The organism is Solwaraspora sp. WMMD406, assembly GCF_029626025.1.
GTDB lineage: Bacteria > Actinomycetota > Actinomycetes > Mycobacteriales > Micromonosporaceae > Micromonospora_E.
In genome coordinates, this window is sequence record NZ_JARUBF010000001.1 from 2,354,873 (window position 1) to 2,368,471 (window position 13,599).

At 69.7% G+C, this 13,599-nt stretch carries 13 protein-coding genes and 1 pseudogene; 9 read left to right on the forward strand and 5 right to left on the reverse strand.

What is annotated here, in order from left to right; all coding sequences use genetic code 11:
* Positions 1 to 615 precede the first annotated feature (615 nt).
* Positions 616 to 1,863, reverse strand: coding sequence for a helix-turn-helix transcriptional regulator (locus O7632_RS10735; RefSeq protein ID WP_278113627.1), 1,248 nt, complete (start codon positions 1,861 to 1,863; stop codon positions 616 to 618).
* Positions 1,864 to 2,167: 304 nt separating this feature from the next.
* Between O7632_RS10735 and O7632_RS10740 the strand changes: the two genes are divergently transcribed.
* Entirely contained in the window at positions 2,168 to 2,545 is a 378-nt protein-coding gene (locus O7632_RS10740) for a hypothetical protein (protein WP_278113629.1), read from the forward strand.
* A 70-nt stretch (positions 2,546 to 2,615) separates the two neighbouring features.
* Here O7632_RS10740 and O7632_RS10745 read toward each other — a convergent pair whose 3' ends face one another.
* Positions 2,616 to 2,825, reverse strand: coding sequence for a type II toxin-antitoxin system prevent-host-death family antitoxin (locus O7632_RS10745; RefSeq protein ID WP_278113630.1), 210 nt, complete (start codon positions 2,823 to 2,825; stop codon positions 2,616 to 2,618).
* A 203-nt stretch (positions 2,826 to 3,028) separates the two neighbouring features.
* On the opposite strand from O7632_RS10745, the gene O7632_RS10750 reads away from it, so the two are divergent.
* Positions 3,029 to 3,211, forward strand: coding sequence for a hypothetical protein (locus tag O7632_RS10750; RefSeq protein WP_278113632.1), 183 nt, complete (start codon positions 3,029 to 3,031; stop codon positions 3,209 to 3,211).
* A gap of 118 nt (positions 3,212 to 3,329) precedes the next feature.
* Here O7632_RS10750 and pepN read toward each other — a convergent pair whose 3' ends face one another.
* On the reverse strand, positions 3,330 to 5,894 hold the full coding sequence (gene pepN / locus O7632_RS10755; protein ID WP_278113634.1) for an aminopeptidase N: 2,565 nt from the start codon (positions 5,892 to 5,894) through the stop codon (positions 3,330 to 3,332).
* Positions 5,895 to 6,107: 213 nt separating this feature from the next.
* Between pepN and O7632_RS10760 the strand changes: the two genes are divergently transcribed.
* The 4 genes from O7632_RS10760 to O7632_RS10775 all read left to right on the forward strand — a co-directional run bounded on the left by O7632_RS10760 (position 6,108) and on the right by O7632_RS10775 (position 9,076).
* On the forward strand, positions 6,108 to 6,734 hold the full coding sequence (locus O7632_RS10760; RefSeq protein ID WP_278113635.1) for a DsbA family protein: 627 nt from the start codon (positions 6,108 to 6,110) through the stop codon (positions 6,732 to 6,734).
* Between the two features lie 191 nt (positions 6,735 to 6,925).
* A complete protein-coding gene (locus tag O7632_RS10765) occupies positions 6,926 to 7,135 on the forward strand; it encodes a hypothetical protein (RefSeq protein ID WP_278113637.1) in 210 nt (69 codons plus the stop codon).
* 186 nt (positions 7,136 to 7,321) lie between these two features.
* A complete protein-coding gene (locus tag O7632_RS10770; protein ID WP_278113638.1) occupies positions 7,322 to 8,521 on the forward strand; it encodes a DUF1015 family protein in 1,200 nt (399 codons plus the stop codon).
* A gap of 87 nt (positions 8,522 to 8,608) precedes the next feature.
* Positions 8,609 to 9,076, forward strand: coding sequence for a ribose-5-phosphate isomerase (locus tag O7632_RS10775; RefSeq protein WP_278113640.1), 468 nt, complete (start codon positions 8,609 to 8,611; stop codon positions 9,074 to 9,076).
* Positions 9,077 to 9,096: 20 nt separating this feature from the next.
* Here O7632_RS10775 and O7632_RS32205 read toward each other — a convergent pair.
* A pseudogene (locus tag O7632_RS32205) lies at positions 9,097 to 9,375 on the reverse strand (hypothetical protein); the annotation flags it as partial.
* Between the two features lie 294 nt (positions 9,376 to 9,669).
* Positions 9,670 to 10,899, reverse strand: a complete 1,230-nt coding sequence (locus O7632_RS10785; RefSeq protein WP_278113643.1) for a GNAT family N-acetyltransferase — start codon at positions 10,897 to 10,899, stop codon at positions 9,670 to 9,672.
* A gap of 111 nt (positions 10,900 to 11,010) precedes the next feature.
* Between O7632_RS10785 and O7632_RS10790 the strand changes: the two genes are divergently transcribed.
* From O7632_RS10790 to O7632_RS10800, 3 genes are all read left to right on the forward strand, one after another.
* A complete protein-coding gene (locus O7632_RS10790) occupies positions 11,011 to 11,601 on the forward strand; it encodes a hypothetical protein (RefSeq protein ID WP_278113645.1) in 591 nt (196 codons plus the stop codon).
* Between the two features lie 43 nt (positions 11,602 to 11,644).
* Positions 11,645 to 12,577, forward strand: coding sequence for a phosphatase PAP2 family protein (locus O7632_RS10795; protein WP_278113647.1), 933 nt, complete (start codon positions 11,645 to 11,647; stop codon positions 12,575 to 12,577).
* Positions 12,578 to 12,693: 116 nt separating this feature from the next.
* A complete protein-coding gene (locus O7632_RS10800) occupies positions 12,694 to 13,572 on the forward strand; it encodes a hypothetical protein (protein WP_278113648.1) in 879 nt (292 codons plus the stop codon).
* Positions 13,573 to 13,599 lie beyond the last annotated feature (27 nt).

Genomic DNA, 13,599 nt, shown 5'->3' on the forward strand with positions numbered 1-13,599 from the left:
ACGCAGCGTGGCGCGGCATGCAGTGGTGTCGGATGTGACGGGGAGCGGTCACATCGGGATGGAGGGCCAACGCACCGTCAAGACCACGGAATCTTGTTCCGCCTGCCATGAATGGTCGATACCCGGCCCCCACACGACATAGTCACCCTGACGTTCAAGCACGATCTTCCCGACGGACAGGTCTAGACGGAAGCGACCCTGAATTAGGACAAGCAGAGTGGTTCGCTCGTCACCGGAGACCCACTCAGCCCGCCGCTCGCCCTCTGGATGAATACCCCACTTGACTTCGAGGGCCTCAGTCGCGCGAACACCGCCGTTCGATTCCTTCAAGAAGTGGCCGAGAAGCCACCCCCGCGTGCCTACTCCATCAACTTCAGCGTTTCCGGTGTACCATTTATCTGTCATGACTAGTGCAACTCCCACTCGATTTTGGGTATTTCCACTCGCCCACCACCAATTTCACTCAGCCGGCGCAGTCCTTGCAGCAAGGCGAACAGCTTTTCATTGTTCCATGCTGGATCGTTGAGCAGTGTAGTTACCGCCCTACCGTCAAGCGTCGAATATCTCTGGAGTCCGTCTGAGAGGGCTTCATGCAGGGCAGCCCGGCGTCGGACGCTACCCGGTCTCGGCGAAGGCGCGGATCTCGGCCCGCAACTGATCGGCCTTCCGGGTGCCGGCGAATCGCTTGGTTCCGAGCATGTCGGCCAAGCGTCCGATACGTTTATGGATCCACGAAATTCGGCGCTCCGGCGGAAGATTGAGCACCGGACGTACGGCGGCTGCGGCTTCGTCCAGCCTGCCGACCTTCAGGTAGGCGGTGCCCTGGTACACGTGCGCCAGCGCTTCGTCGTCCAGTGATCGATCCTCTTCGGAACTGATTTCCCAGAGCCGGATTGCCTCGGCTGATTCTCGGATCGCCCTGTCTGCGTCTGAGGCTCCATCCAGCCAGATGAGGCTGCTGCTGGCGTAATAGTGTTGCTTTGCTTCGCTGAAGGCAAATATCCCGTGCTCCGAAGCCTTCGGGATCAACTTTTCCCGCTCGCGTTGCACTTGGTCGAGGGCGCGGTTGCTGCCGGCCGAGTCCCCAAGGTTCGCTTTACTCTGGGCGTACCCGCAGATCAGGCGTAGTCGGCTCACACCGACAGTTGAGTGCGCGAGCCCGTCCGTGACGGACGCCAGGGCTCGGCTGTAGTCGCTATCGAACCTGGCTATCAGGCTTTGAGTTCCCCGCACCCAGGCTCGGAGCTCGCGATCACCCGAATTTTCGGCGCAGACCAGAGCCGCGTCCGCGTGTGTCATGGCTACCGCCGAATCTCCGAGGTCGAGGGCGGCGTACGCGAGAACGCCTTGCAGGCGACCCGCTATCTGATACAGATCGGCCAACTCGTTCGGTCGGTACTGACGGCTTCGCAGCCGGCGTAAGGCATCGCCCCGAAGCTCTACAGCGGAACGCAGCATCGGTGCCGGTGCGGTGCCGAGGTAAGCAATCGAAAGCTGGGTGGTGGCTCGTTCGAGATCGGCCAGGTCCATGGACTCCTCCACGGCTGCGATCATCTTCAACGAGTCTTTGGTGGAGGCGGTCAGCAGTCGTCCTGTCGCCAGAGCTTTTCGTCGCTCCTCAGCTGTATCTTGCCATACGGCTGTCAGGGATCCGTTGGCGTTCAATGCCCGATCGGCAAGTTCGGCGAACTGTCGGTCGGGGAACTTGTCGCCTTGCTCTATTTTCCCGATGTAGCCACGATTGAATCGTATCTTTTCGCCGAGATCGCGAAGTGACCACTCGTGTCCGACCCGGAGTGCTCGGAGCGTACCACCGAAGTCGGCCGAGTCGTTTTCGCCGGTAGTCCTTGGCTGCGTTGTCATCGCGGCCTCCCCGCTGTCGCCCGTCGCTGCCTACAGCCATCAGGCGACAGCCTACCCCTGCAGCTTTTGCTCAGCATCGTCCAGTGTGGGTCTATCACAGGCGGATGACCATGTCGTTGATCCATCGCCCGCACGTCTACCGCCGTGACGGGCAGTCGTGCCGCGCACGAAATCGCTGTACCGAACTCGATCAAGTGGCTGTTGGAGGAGTGTTGTGGATGTTTCTTGCGATCGTGGCCGGTCTGCTCGTTGGCGTGATCGGCGGGTTCGGGTTGTGTCGGTGTCGGCATCGGTGGTGTTCGGTGTGCGGGCAGACGTTGACGTGTCGGGACTGCACGGCGCCGATCGAGCGGACCTGGCCGGCCGTACCCCCGTCACGGGCAAGGGCGCGGGGTCGGCGGTGGGGTCGCCACCAGTCGGGGGCGAGCCGCCGCTGACCGCACCCGGCGACGTGCTGCATGTGCCGGTACGGCCGATCTGGTCGTGTTCGGGGTGCGGTCCGCTGGTCGACTGGCCGTGCGCGTATGCCCGAGCCGAGTTGACCGTCAACCTGGATCCGATCTCCCGCAGCATGTACGCGGCAGAGTGGATGGTGGAGGCGATCGCAGACCTGCCGGCGGAGTCGTCGCCGGGGGAGATGTTTACCCGGTTCCTGGCCTGGACGAGGCGGTCCGGTCGGTGACCGTCTACCGCAGCACCTGCGGCGACGCGCGCCCGTACCGTCGGGGGTCGAGGACCTGTTGCACCAATGGTCACCCGACCAGGTCGATGTCGTGGGGGAGATCCCGCTGGCGCTCGATCTCGAAGTCGTCGTCCAGGCAGGGATCGCCGCGAAGGTACTCCATGAGGCTGGTCTGCGCGCCGCGTAGTCGGCGGTACTCCGCGATGTCGACGACCACGGCCACCTCCTCGCCGTGCCTCGTCACGATCTGGGGCTCGCCCCGCTCGGCCGCGCGAAGCACCTCGCTGACCTCTGTTCGGCTTCCTGGACCTGCCAGCGCGTCACGTACCTCCGTTTGGGTGGTCAGCGGGACGTGACAAAGACGCCCCGCCCATTGACCACGTGGACCTGGCCCTCGTCCGCGAGTTGCCGATAGAGCGGCACCGGCCCGTCCGGATCAATCACGTACTCGACGTTCCTTTTGGACAGGAGAGGTAGAACAGTATGGCGCACGTGTTGGTGGTTGGCCCGCGCCAACTTCCGGAAGACAGCGTGGTGAAGGTCTGGATCGACAGCGGCAGCACCGGTGGCGGCACCATCCAGGTCCGCCGGGACCGCCTGACGCTCGCCGAGATCGACTCCGGCGAAGGCAGCGTCGCTATCTACCAGATGCGGACGTACGACTGAGGGATGCCGACGCCGGACCCCGACCGGGTCCGGAAAGCGGCGTGCGCGGCGCCACGGATGTGACGCCGCGCACGACGGTCGAATCGGTGTCCGATTCCGGGTTCGCGTTCGGGATAGGTCAGCCGGCGGCGGCCGCGTCCTTGGCCTGGGCCCGCAGCGCGCGGACCACGCCGTCGCGGCCCTCGGCGACCAGCCGGCGCAGCGGCGCCGGGTGACCCTCGCCGGCCAGCCACTCGTCGGTGGCGGCCACCGTCTCCTCACTGACCTGGAGGGCCGGGTAGCCGAGCACCACGAACTCCTGCGCCGGCTCGCTGTCCCGGGTGGCCCAGATCCGGCCGGCAGCCTCGAAGAACGCCTCCCGGTACGGCGCGGTCAACGCGATCTGTGTGGAGTGCTGGAAGCCCTGCAGCAGCGCCCGGTGCTGCCAGTTGGGCAGGGTGTCGGGGCCGGTGAGCCGAGCCCACACCGCCGCCTTGCCAGCGGGGTCGGGCAGCAACGCGTGGGCCAGCGCGGCTTCCCGCTCGCCGCTGGTGGTCCGGTCCCGCGTCAGCTCGGCGTCGATCTCCTCGGCCGTCGCCGCGCCGTTGGCGGCGAGCGCCTGCAGCACCGTCCAGCGCAGCTCGGTGTCGATGGTCAACCCGGGGACGACCTCCCCGCCGGAGAGCCAGCCCCGCAGCACCGCCAGGTCGTCGTCGGCCCGGGCGGCCGCCGCGTAGCTGCGCGCCCAGGCCAACTGGAATCCACTGCCCGGCGCCGCCGCCTGCAGCGCCGCCTTGGCCGTACGGGCCAGCTCGGCCCAACCCTGTGGGGCCCAGTCCGGGGCGGCGTAGAACGTCAGCGTGCTGGTCGCCTGCCGCAGCGTGGCCGTGACCAGGTTGATGTCCCGTTCGTTCGGCAGCCCGGCGATCACCAGCGCCAGGTAGTCGCGGGCCGCCAGTTCGGCGTCGCGGACCATGTCCCAGGCCGCCGCCCAGCACAGCGCGCGGGCCAGCGACGAGTCGAAGCCACTGATGTGCCCGACGACCGTGGCCATCGACCCGGCGTCCAGCCGCAGCTTGGTGTAGGTCAGATCGTCGTCGTTGAGCAGCAGTACGTCGGCGGCGCGCTGACCGGCCAGCTCACCGATCTCGGTACGTTCCCCGCTGATGTCGACCTCGATGCGCTGCCGCCGCACGAGCGCCCCGTCTGCCAGGTCGTAGAGACCGATCCCGATCCGGTGCGTCCGCAGGGTCGGATGTCCGGCCGGCGCCTCCTGACAGACCGTGACCCGCTGGTACGTGCCGTCGGCGGCGACCGTCAGTTCCGGCCGTACGGTGTTGACCTGCGCCGTCTCCAGCCACTGCGCGGCGAACTTGCGCAGCTCCCGGCCGGAGGCGGCCTCCAACTCGGTGAGCAGGTCGTCGAAGGTCGCGTTGCCCCATGCGTGCCGCTGGAAGTAGGTGCGCAGCCCGGCCAGGAAGGCGTCCAGGCCGACGTACGCGACCAGTTGCTTGAGCACGCTGGCGCCCTTGGCGTACGTGATGCCATCGAAGTTGACCTCGACGGCCGCCAGGTCGGGCATCTCGCAGTAGACCGGGTGGGTGGAGGAGAGCTGGTCCTGCCGGTAGCCCCAGTTCTTGCGGACCGACAGGAACGTGGTCCAGGCGTCGGCGAACCGGGTCGCCTCCGAGTTGCACCAGTGGCTGGCCCATTCGGCGAACGACTCGTTGAGCCACAGGTCGTTCCACCAGCGCATGGTGACCAGGTTGCCGAACCACATGTGGGCCAGCTCGTGCAGCACGGTGTTGGCCCGCTGCTCGTACTCGAAGTCGGTGACCTGGGAACGGAACAGGTAATGGGCCTCGGCGTGCACGACCGCGCCGAAGTTCTCCATCGCCCCGGCGTTGAAGTCCGGCACCCAGATCTGGTCGTACTTGGGCAGCGGGTAGCGCACCCCGAACTGTTCCTGGAAGAAGTCGAAGCCCTGCGTGGTGATCAGGTGCAGGTCGTCGACGTCGAGGTACTGGGCCATGCTGGCCCGGCAGAAGTAGCCCAGGTCGACGCCGTCGTGGCCGCGCCGGACCTCGTGGTACGGGCCGGCGCACAACGCGGTGATGTACGTGCTCATCCGCGCGGACTCGGCGAAGTGGACCGTCTTGGTGCCGGCACCGGCACCTGTGTCGGCCGGCTGTTCGCTGGCGACCGGCATGTTGGAGATGACCCGCCAGTGTGCCGGCACGACCGCGTGCCAGGTGTAGACGCTCTTGAGATCGGGCTGGTCGAAACAGGCGAAGACTCGCTGCGCGTCGGCGGTCTCGAACTGGCTGTAAAGATAGGTCTCGCCATCGACCGGATCGACGCTGCGGTGCAGACCCTGCCCACTCGCCGAGTAGAGGAAGTCGGCCTCGACGACCAACGTGTTCTCGGCGGCCAGGTCCGGCAGGGGCAGGCCCGCCTCGGCAGACCAGCCGGCCGCGTCGAGCGGGTGTCCGTTGAGCGTCGCGGTGTGCAGCCGGTCGGCCGCCACCTCGATGAAGGTGCTCGCTCCCGGTTCGGCGCAGCGGAAGGTGACCGTCGTCGTCGAGCGGAACACCCGGTTGTCCGTGGCGTTGCCGGCGGCGGACAGGTCCAGGTGGATGTCATACCCGGTCACCTCGAGCAGGCGGGCCCGCTCAGCCGCCTCGACCTGGGTCAAATTGCGCACTCCAGCCACCGTGTGCCTCCGTCCGAATCGTGCTGCCGTCGGCGTCGACGGCGCCGGAGCCAGCTGGGAATGACTCCGTGCGGACAAGTCTTTCACGTCATGAACACTTGGCGAGGCCGGCCCACATTTCGGACGCCGGGTAGGTTGGCCCGGTCCAGCCAAGGAAGCCAGGTAACGGTGACTGTCCCCGACCAAACCGAAAGAGGGAGTCCGATGTCCGACCGACAGACCGTCCAAATGTGGTTCGACCCGATCTGCCCCTGGGCGTGGCTGACCTCGCGCTGGTTGCTGGAGGTCGAACAGGTCCGCCCGGTCGACGTCCAGTTCCGGGTGATGAGCCTGTCCATGCTCAACGAAGGCCGTGACCTGGGGCCGGAGTACAACGAGATGATGCTACGGGCGTGGGGTCCGGTCCGGGTCAGCGTAGCGGTGCAGGAACAGCACGGTGACGAAGCGGTACGGGCGCTGTACACCGCGCTCGGCAACCGGATCCACCTGGAGAAGCAGGAGTTGGGTCCGGACCTGTACTCGGCCGCCCTGACCGAAGCCGGCCTGCCGGTGTCGCTGGCCGGGCTGGCCGACGACCCGGAGTGGGACGGGCCGCTGCGGGCCAGCCACTCGGCCGGCATGGCTCCGGTCGGCATGGACGTCGGTACGCCGGTGATCCACGTCCCGAACTCCGACGGCACCGACCCGGTCGCGTTCTTCGGGCCGGTCGTCACCCCGGCGCCCAAGGGCGAGGCGGCCGGACGGCTCTGGGACGGCGTACTGCTGGTCGCCGGAACGCCGGGATTCTACGAGCTGAAGCGTTCCCGTAACGAGTCTCCCACCTTCGACTGACCCGGATCAGCGGCGCGCTGCACAGCCAGTCGCAGGCGATCAGCAGGTGAACGTGCGGCCGTACGGCGACTTCACGACGTTCGGCGTGTCGCCGCACGGCGCACGTGACCGGCCGCAGTCCCGGTCGTTGCCCAGGATGTTCACCCCGCCGGCCGACTTCGCCGGCCCACACCACCGCATCGGAGGTCAACATGCTGGTCGACATCGACTCCGACTACTGGGACCTGCCCGTGCTGCGCGAGGCGATCGCGGCTCGGGTGTGGGGATCGCACGACAGCAGCCGCTACCGGGTCGAGTCCCGCACCGGGCAGGCCGCCGGCCTGCCCGCGCCGCAACAGCCGGTGGTGCCGGCCGCCCGGACCGGCGGCGGGCGGCACCGCCGACCGACCCCGGTCGGGTGATTCGGTGCCGCCGGTCGGCCCGCCGGGTGAGTCCGCACCGCCCGGCGGGCCGCCCGGCGGGCCGACCGGGCGAGCCGACCGGGCGAGCCGACCGGGCGAGCCGACCTCCGCCGACGGGGCGTCCAGCGGGTGGACACCACCGATGTATCGGTCGTCACAGCGGGTGCCGCCGGTAGCGTCCGCGCCATGACGGTTGTGCACCCGATTCCCCGCGCCTGGATCACCACCGGTGACACCGGGGCGCAGAATTACGACGAGTTCGCCAACGACGCCGAAATCACCTCGATCATCACGGCGAACCCGCACAGCGCGCTCGCCGTGGAAATGCCGCACCTGGCACCGGAGAGCCTCGGCCGCTCCTTCCTGGATTGTCTGCCGGCGGCGGCCCAGCGGCTCGCCGAGGCCCGCCAGGACGGCAGCTACACCCCGGCGGAGCGGGTCGTCGTCCTCTACCGGATCACCGAACCCGCCAGCGACACCGCCGCGTACGGCCTGTTCGTCATGGTCGACACCGACCAGATCTCCACCAAGCCGGACGAGCCCGGACTGGTGATCCGCAACGAGGACGTGTTCATCGCCAAGGTCCGCGAGCGGGTGGCGTTGGCCGAGGCAGTCGGACACCTGCTCTCACCGGTGCTGTTGTTGCAGACCGGACGGGGCGACGAACTGCACGTCACGCTTGCGAAGGCCTGCGACGCGGCCGGTGCACCGGCCGCCACCGACCTGGACCAGGCCGGCCGGACACACGCGATCTGGCCGGTCGGACCGGGCGAGCTGCAGGACGAGCTCTGCGCGTTGGCCGGCGGAGGGGATCTGGTCGTCGCCGACGGCAACCACCGCAGTCTCGCCGCCCAACTCGGTGAGCTGCCCCGGTTCCTCGCCGTGGTGACCACCCCACCGTCGGTGTCGATCCAGCCGTACAACCGGTTGGTCGGCGAGCTGTCCCACAGCCCGGACGAGGTGCTGGCCGGGCTGCGTGCGGCCGGGGCGACGGTGGAACCGTTGGCCGGGGAGCCGACCGTGCCCGTACAGGGCGGCGCGGTCGCCCTCTACCTGGCCGGGCGGGGCTACACAGTGACCCTGCCGGCCGGGCCGGGCGACCTGGTGGACAACCTCGATCACGCGTTGGTGGAGCGGGTGCTGCTGCGCGGCGTGCTCGGCCTCGACCCAGGCGACAAGCGCATCACCTACGTCGGCGGCGACTATCCGGCCGGCTGGCTGACCGCCGAGGTCGACGCCGGGCGGGCCGAGCTCGCGGTGTTGATCGCCCCGGTCACCGTGGCCGACTTCGTCGCGGTCAACCTGGCCCGCCAGAAGCTGCCGCGCAAGAGCACCTGGTTCACCCCGAAGGCGCGTGGCGGCCTGGTGCTCGCGGAGATCGCCTGATCCGCTGGCGGAGATCGCGTGACCCCCACGCGGAGATCTGCTGACCCGGGTGTGCCACGGCCGAGCCGACGCTGACAGACTGCGGGTATGCGCGTCTACCTGGCAGCCGATCACGCCGGCTACGAGCTCAAGGTGCACCTGGTCAACCACCTCGCTCAACAGGGGTACGAGGTGATTGACGTCGGACCACCCGAGTTCGATCCGGACGACGACTACCCGGCGTTCTGCCTGCACGCGGGCGCTCGGGTCGTCGCCGACCCCGGCAGTCTCGGGGTGGTGATCGGCGGCTCCGGCAACGGTGAGCAGATCGCCGCGAACAAGGTCGTCGGGGTCCGGGCGGCGCTGGCGTGGAACCTGGAGACGGCGCAGCTGGCGCGGACACACAACGACGCCAACGTCGTCGCTCTCGGCGCCCGCCAGCACACCCTCGACGAGGCGACCACCCTGGTGGAAGCGTTCCTGGCCACCGGCTTCTCCGGCAACGAGCGGCATGCCCGGCGGATCGCCCAGGTCGCCGCGTACGAGGTGGACCGGGAGCTCCCGCCGCTGCCCTGACCACGGGCGGTGCGGGACGGTCAGCCGCCCCGGCGGGGGAGTTCCTCGCGCGGCACCCAGTGCCGCCGGACGATCGTCAGGTCCTCGGCGGCGGCGAGGTCCGCCTCGCTCGGCCGGGACGCGTCCCGCGCCCGCAGCGCCGCGCCCGGGCTGACCTGCGACGTGCCGGAGCCGACCAGCCCGCGTAGCCCGCGATCGGTGTCCCGGTCCTCGGCGGCACCATGGTGCCCGCCGGCCGTACCCGTGGCACCGGCCGGGCGACCCGACCCGGACGGACCCGACGCCGCTGGACGGCGGGGTCGATGCGCCGATCCGGGATCGGGCCGCCGGGGCGTGCCGACCGGGCCGGACCCGGTGCCGCTGTCCCCGATGCCACCCACGCCGCCGACTCCGTCCGGCTCCAAGTCGTGCACCTCGGGTGTCGTCGCGCTGATCCCACCCGTCGTCGCCGGGGGTCCGTCAGCGGCCAGCGCGTCCGGTACGTCCGCACTCGTGGTCGAGTCCGGCCCGGCACTCGTCGTGCTGTGCCGATGCCGGCGCCGCCGTCGTTCGGAATCCGCCATCCGCCGACCGTACCGTGGCGGTTGCGGGTTTCAGAAGATCTCGACTCCGGCCGGGGACCGGTCCCAGCCGAACGCGATCGTCGCCTCGGCCACCGCGCCATGACGAAGCTCCCGGATCAGTCCGGCGTCGGCCAACGACCGCAGCGACGACCCGCCCAGATAGACCGCGCCCAGATCGCGGACGTCGCAGGCCAGATCGCTTGGTTCGGTGCTGGGTACACATCTGGCGCGTTCCCGGTCGCCGGTGAGCCGCCACCGGCCGGTGTTCTCCGGCACCAGTGGATCGGTGACGTCGATCACGAGGTCGACGGCTGCGGCGTACCGGCGGGCTTCGAGCGCCGCCGCGACGTCGACCAGCCGGACCCACAGGCTGTCCGCCAGCGTCGCGCCCAACTGGCGCGGCTCGTCGACCAGCTGGATCAGGGGCTCGTCCACCGCTCCGAACGAGTAGCCGACGCTACGGCTCAGATCGATCGTGGTCAGAAACCGCCACAACGCGAGGTACGCCGGGGGTTCGGTGGCGGCCACCTCGATCACCTGCACATGTGCCTTCGGCCCCCGGGTGTCCCAGCCGCCCCGGGAGCGCCACAGCGCGTACCCGTCGACCCCACCGGGCCCGTCGTGCAGCACGGCGCGCAGCGCGGTCTGGCTTTCCCGCCGGGCCGGGGGGTCGGCCAACACGTTGCGCCACCACCGGTCGTCCCGGCTGGACCACCCCGGCCGGCCCGGACGTAGCCGTTCGTAGACCGTGGCCATCTCCGGTCGCAGTTCGTCGGGATCCCCGCTGCGCAGTCGGGCGTCGCCGGCGTCGGCCGGCAGGCGCAGTTCACGAAGGTCGATGTCGAATATCAGCCGCTCGGCGGCGAGCCCGTAGCCGAACCGGGGATAGATCCGGCCTTCGCTGGCCCACAGCACGGCGATCGGCTCCCGGCCCTGGTCGCGGACCTGCCGCAGTTGCCGCCGCATCAACCGGGTGAGCAGCCCTCGTCGGCGGTGGGTCGCGGCGACCGCGACCATCGTGACGTGCGCGGCCGGCACCACCGCGCCGGGCACGGTCAACTCCCGGGTGTACGCCCCGGCGTGACCGACGATCCGGCCGTCGTCCACGACGGCGAGTGACCGTGCCGGTTCGTAGACGCCACGTTCGATCTCCGTCAGGTCGGGATCCGGGTTGTTGTGGAACGCGGCGTGCAACAGGTCGAGAGCGGGTGCGAAATCCTGCGGCAGGCCGTCCCGGATGGGCAGCGGGGAATCGGTCACCCCGCATGTCTAGCCGATCGGCGGCGGGTCGGCGACCAATTTGCCGGCTCGCTACGCTCGGATGTGAGGGCAAGCGGTACGGGGTTCCGCCCGCAGCCGTGGGGAGGAAGCATGCAAGACCAGAACACTCCGTGGGCCGAACGTACGGTCGAGGTGCCGCCGCAGCGCCGGCCCGGTGGCGACCCCGGGGGCGCGGGCGGCGACGGCGCGGAGATCTTCCAACGGGGAGTGGCGCAGGTCGGTCGGGCCACCGCACCGACCGAGACGTTCACCGCACCGCACGAGCCGACCGGCACCGGTTGGCCGGACGCGGCGGGTCCGGGATGGTCCGACGGCCGGGCGGCCGCCCCACGCCAGCCGATCAGCTATCATCTCGCCCAGTTGCGGCGCGGCGGCGAGTGGAGTGTGCTCGGCGGGCTGTTCGCCTTCGTCTGTTGGGGGATCTGGGCGATCTCGGCCCGGGGCAACCTGGTCAGCCCGGTTCTGACGTTCCTGTTGACCCTGCTGGTCGGGGTGGGGCTGTTCGCCCTGTGCCGGGTGATCGGTCGCGTGGTGCTCGAACGGCAGCTGGGCCGGGTACGGCGTACCGCCCGGGCGGCGCACATGGTCGCCGGGGCCTATCTCATCGCGGTCGGCTTCGCCTATCTGCGGCAGACCGAATGGGTGGTCAGCGCGTGGAACTGGATCACCGGCTGGTTCTGACCGCCGCCCGAACTCGGTGATCAAGGACCGATACGGTGAAGGCATGCGCGGTTGGGACAGGATGCTCCTGGTGGTCTGGTGCTTTCTGCTGGCCGCCGCCCAGACCGCCGCTTTCGTTGGGGTTTGGTGGTTCTTCGTCCGGACCCCGCGCGGCCAACTCCTCGACACCATCGCGCTGACCGGCAACTCGATCGGGCAGGACGAGACCTACGCGCCGGCGAGCACCGTACTCAGCGTCGTCTCGGTCGCCTCGCTGGCGCTGGCCACCGGGGTGATCGGGTTCATCGCGCTGATTCGTGGCCGGGTCCTGCTCGCCGTGGTGGCGACCGTGCTGATCGGCGGGTCGAACCTGACGACGCAGCTGGTCAAGTACGGCACCGGCCGGCCGGATCTGGGTATCGACCCATACGAGGCCTACACCAACAACAGCCTGCCCAGTGGGCACACGACCGTAGCGGCGTCGGTGGCGGTGGCGTTCATGCTGGTCCTGCCGGCCGCGCTGCGCGGAGTCGGCGCACTGATCGCGGCGGCGTACGCCGCGATCGCCGGGGTGGCCACCCTGTCCGCGGGCTGGCATCGGCCCAGCGACGCGGTGGCGGCGATCCTGGTGGTCGGGGCCTGGGCCGCCGCCGCCATGCTGGTGCTGGCGCTCGGGCAACGCGACGATCACGAGGTACGCCTGCGGGACCGGCATCCGACCTCGTTGGCGCTGCTGGTGATCGGCGGGGTGGCGGCCCTGGCGGTGGCCGGGCTGGCCATGGTGTTCACCAACGAGGTCATCGGCGTACCGCTGACCGATCTGAGCCGACGCCGGTTGTTCGTGGCGTACGCGGGCAGCGCCGCTGGCATCGCCGGCACGGCGGCGATGGTGACAGCGCTGGTGTTGGCGACCGCGCACCGCGCGGTGCCGGCGCAGCGCCGGCTGACCGACGACCACGTCGTCGCCACGGATTCCCCGGCGGTGCCGGGCCGATAGACATCGGCTATCGGGCCGGTAGGCACCCGTGAGCGGTCGGCTATCGACGGCGGCAAGATCTCAAGGATCTCGATCGAGCGGGGAACCGTACCCGATCCGGCCACGTCTCAGCGGGTATGACGACTATTCGAGGCGTACGGGTGGCGGTCACCGCCGTTTCCCTGCTGCTGCTCGCCGCCGCGTGCGGACAGAATGCCGGTGTCGACTCGTCGGGCGACGCGGCCGCTGGCGGATCCTCGTTGCCGGCCGACACGCTCGTGCTGCGGGTGGACTACACCGGGGGCTTCACCACCCCCGCGATGCTGGCCACCCGACTGCCGATGATCAGTGTGTACGCCGATGGCCGGGTGATCACCCAGGGCCCGACGATCCTGGTCTATCCCGGCCCGGCCCTGCCCAACCTGCAGGTGCAGACGATCAGCGCCGAACAGGTGGACGACCTGGTCAAGCAGGCGCGCGCCGCCGGTGTCGGTACCGAACAGGACCTGGGCACCCCGCCGGTCGCGGACGCGGCGTCGACCCGGTTCACCGTCCGGACCGAGGAGGGCGTCGAGCAGCTGGAGGTGTACGCGCTGGGCGAGGCCGACCTGGGCGGGTCGGGGCTGACCGCCGAGCAAACCGCCGCCCGGCAGAAGCTGCAGGCGTTCGCTGACTCGCTGACCGAGCTGTCCGGCACGTCGGCCGAGGACTCCGCGCCCTACACCCCTACCGCGATCGCCGCGGTCGCCGAGCCGTGGGTGTCCGGCGACGAGGGTCTCGGCGAGCAGCCGGAGGTCGCCTGGCCCGGCCCGGAACTGCCCGGTGAGTCGCTCACCGAGACCCTGCAGTTGGGGTGCGTCACCGTCACTGGTGACAGTGCCTCGGAGCTGCTGACCGTGGCGGCGGACGCGACCACCGCCACCCCGTGGACCTCGGGTGGCAAGCGCTGGACCGTCACCCTGCGGCCGCTGCTGCCGGACGAGACCGACTGCGCCGATCTCGCCGCCGCGCGCTGACCCCAGCCAGCCGGCCTTCCCAGCTCG

What these genes read in the sequence shown, in the direction of transcription:
- O7632_RS10735 (WP_278113627.1), bottom strand. Translation starts at nt 1,863, where the DNA reads ATGACAACGCAGCCAAGGACTACCGGCGAAAACGACTCGGCCGACTTC.
- O7632_RS10750 (WP_278113632.1), top strand. Translation starts at nt 3,029, where the DNA reads ATGGCGCACGTGTTGGTGGTTGGCCCGCGCCAACTTCCGGAAGACAGC.
- O7632_RS10760 (WP_278113635.1), top strand. Translation starts at nt 6,108, where the DNA reads ATGTCCGACCGACAGACCGTCCAAATGTGGTTCGACCCGATCTGCCCC.
- O7632_RS10765 (WP_278113637.1), top strand. Translation starts at nt 6,926, where the DNA reads ATGCTGGTCGACATCGACTCCGACTACTGGGACCTGCCCGTGCTGCGC.
- O7632_RS10770 (WP_278113638.1), top strand. Translation starts at nt 7,322, where the DNA reads ATGACGGTTGTGCACCCGATTCCCCGCGCCTGGATCACCACCGGTGAC.
- O7632_RS10775 (WP_278113640.1), top strand. Translation starts at nt 8,609, where the DNA reads ATGCGCGTCTACCTGGCAGCCGATCACGCCGGCTACGAGCTCAAGGTG.
- O7632_RS10790 (WP_278113645.1), top strand. Translation starts at nt 11,011, where the DNA reads ATGCAAGACCAGAACACTCCGTGGGCCGAACGTACGGTCGAGGTGCCG.
- O7632_RS10795 (WP_278113647.1), top strand. Translation starts at nt 11,645, where the DNA reads ATGCGCGGTTGGGACAGGATGCTCCTGGTGGTCTGGTGCTTTCTGCTG.
- O7632_RS10800 (WP_278113648.1), top strand. Translation starts at nt 12,694, where the DNA reads ATGACGACTATTCGAGGCGTACGGGTGGCGGTCACCGCCGTTTCCCTG.